Here is a 2,917-nt window from a genome sequence, read left to right as displayed (position 1 = left end):
CAATAATAGTATAAATTCTAAAACTGCTTTGATATTTAGCACTTTTAAAACAAACTAAAGTAGTATAATTTGCAATTTATTCTATTGATTAAAGTAACTTTTAGTTTGTTTATTAAGAATAATAAAGTCAGTGAACCTTAAAAAATCAAATAATTCCTTATAAAAAAATTTCCCTCACAAATCATATGAGTTTGAATTACGATTTACACAATATACATGCTTACGATGCTCCTTATAGCAAAAATAATCTTTTCATTGAATCTGCAAAAGGGGTTTACCTTTATGATGCTCAAGGTACAGCATATTTAGATGCTATTTCTTCATGGTGGTCTACTTCCTTTGGTCATGCTAACCCAACTATTGTAGAAGCTATTATTGAGCAAAGTAAAACCTTACCTCATGTTATGTTTGCTGGAATTACTCATAAGCCAGCTTTAGAATTAACCAAAGCTCTTTTAGAGCTCCTAAATTATGATTTTGATCAGTTTTTTTATGCTGATTCTGGATCTGTAGCGGTAGAAGTTGCCTTAAAACTTTCTTTGCAATATCAACTTGCTAAAGGACAGTCTAAATCTAAATTTATTGCCTTAAGAAATGGCTACCATGGGGATACTTGGAATGCAATGCAGGTGTCAGAACCTGATGGGTATTTACATAACACTTTTAAGCAAAAGGAAATTAATACCTTATTTACCCCTCCCCCTCCAAAATTAGATTTTACCCACTTAAATGTAGATGGCACCTTTTCCTCGCTATCTATGCAAGAGTTTTTAAATTCTGATTTTGGAAAAACTTTTGTTAATTTGCTCGAAACAAACAAAAATGAAATTGCAGCTTTTATTTGTGAACCTATGGTGCAAGGGGCTGGGGGCTTTAACTTTTATGATTTACGCTACATAGACAAAGCTATAGAAATTTGTAAGGGTCATGGGATTTTAATCATTTTTGATGAAATCGCAACAGGTTTTGGTAGAACGAGTTTAGACTTTGCTTACCAAACAATTACAAACAAACCGGATATTTTAACTCTTGGTAAAGCTTTAACCGGTGGGCATATAGGTTTAGGAGTTACAGCATTTTCTAAAGAAATTGCTCAAACAATTAAAGATAATCCACCATATGCTTTTCTACACGGACCTACCTTTATGGCTAATCCGATTGCTACTGCCGCAGCTAAGGCTGCTGTAACTATCTTTGCAGAAAACTTTTCTTATAAAAAAGGTAGAAAGATTGATAATATCTTTAATCTAGTGTATGCGAAATTGAGGAAAGAATTATTAGCTCTAAAAAGATCTGATATTGTAGATGTTCGTTATCTAGGGCCAATTATGGTTATTGAGTTTGATCACCTTCTTAACAAGAAGAATATTCAAGAGTACTTTCTTAAACACAATATTTGGTTAAGACCTTTTGGAAAGGTGTTTTATCTAATGCCACCTTATGTAATTACGCCTGAACAGTTAGCAAATCTATGTAAAGTGGTAAAAGAATTTTTTACTAAGGTTTATACTTCTAGCTCGTGCGATAACCTAAGCGATAATTTTGTTTAAAACATATGGAAAGTATAACTAAACAAGCATTAAATGCAATTAATACTCTAAAAGAGAAAAATAATTATAGATATCTTGGTAAGTACTCACAAAAAGATTCTTACCCTTTGGACTTAAGCTCTAATGACTATTTAAATCTAGCTAATACCTCATGGGAGCAAGTTGCTTCTAGAGTATTTACTGATTCTAATAATGGTAGGGTAAATTACTCTAGTCTTTCGCAAATTGTCTTAAATTTTCTAAAAGAGCGCCAAGCCTATCCTTTACCAAGAGGAGCCACAGGATCACGACTTCTTTCTGGTGATAACTATTGGGTTGAAGCAATTGAGAAAGACCTGAGTCAGCTTCTAGCACCTTATAATAAAGACTGTTTGTTTTATAACTCGGGCTATCATGCAAACATGGGGATTTTACCTCCTTTAGTAAAGTTACATCCTCAATCAAGCATTGTGATTATGGATAAGCTGGTGCATGCTTCGCTTATTGATGGGGTAATCTTAGCTGGAGTTAAGTTTAAACGCTTTGCTCATAACGATATAACAGACCTTAAAATAAAAGTTAAACAAGCTGTAGAGTCTGGTTATACCAATATTTTTCTTGCTCTTGAATCTATATATTCAATGGATGGAGATAACTTAAGTAAAGAACAAGTGTTAGAAATAATCCAATTAAAAAAAGAGTATGAAGAAGTAGCTAACATAATAATCTATGTTGATGAAGCTCATGCGGTGGGTTTATTTGGTCAATTCTCACTCGGGATGATCGATTCCTACGGCTTACTTAAAGATATAGATATAATCGTATGCCCTCTAGGAAAAGCAATTAATTCTTCAGGAGCCCTTGTTCTTACCAATAAAACCATTAGAGAATATCTTATTAATACCTCTCGATCTTTAATTTATTCTACTTCACTAGGGGTTGAAACTATAGTTGCTACTGCAACAAACTTGATTTATGCTAATCATAATGATACCCAACAAGAAGCAAATAGACTATTAAATCTTACAAATGAATTTCGTTTATTTTTAAAAGAAAAAATTAAAGCGAGATTAACAAAGAATCAAGAATATCTTGCGGAAGAAATGGTGGGTGGAGATAATCAGATAGTGTCTTTTATTGTGGGGAGTAATACTGCAGTAATAGATCTAGCTAACTATCTTTCAGAACATGGGATTTTAGTTGGAGCAATTAAGTCACCTACTGTGCCTAAGAATTTTGAAAGATTAAGAATTTGTTTTAACACTACTTTATTGCAAGAGCAAAGTAAATTAACTCTTCTTAAAGAGACTTTTAGCTCTTATACCAGTAGTGATGATTTTTTAAAAATTCTTACGCAAAAGCTATAAATTAATTAAACTCTCTTTAGC

2 protein-coding genes are annotated in these 2,917 nt (G+C 32.5%); both read left to right on the top strand.

What is annotated here, in order from left to right; all coding sequences use genetic code 11:
* Positions 1-185 precede the first annotated feature (185 nt).
* Positions 186-1,550, top strand: coding sequence for an adenosylmethionine--8-amino-7-oxononanoate transaminase (gene bioA / locus CKF59_RS01450; protein ID WP_119534209.1), 1,365 nt, complete (start codon positions 186-188; stop codon positions 1,548-1,550).
* Between the two features lie 5 nt (positions 1,551-1,555).
* Positions 1,556-2,896, top strand: coding sequence for an aminotransferase class I/II-fold pyridoxal phosphate-dependent enzyme (locus tag CKF59_RS01445; protein ID WP_119534208.1), 1,341 nt, complete (start codon positions 1,556-1,558; stop codon positions 2,894-2,896).
* Positions 2,897-2,917 lie beyond the last annotated feature (21 nt).

Source organism: Psittacicella gerlachiana (assembly GCF_003585965.1).
Lineage (GTDB): Bacteria > Pseudomonadota > Gammaproteobacteria > Enterobacterales > Psittacicellaceae > Psittacicella > Psittacicella gerlachiana.
The sequence above is the reverse complement of the archived record's forward strand: the minus strand, read 5'-3'. Positions and strand labels throughout refer to the sequence as shown.

Coding starts and splice junctions, on each gene's coding strand:
- bioA (WP_119534209.1), top strand. CDS start 186: ATGAGTTTGAATTACGATTTACACAATATACATGCTTACGATGCTCCT.
- CKF59_RS01445 (WP_119534208.1), top strand. CDS start 1,556: ATGGAAAGTATAACTAAACAAGCATTAAATGCAATTAATACTCTAAAA.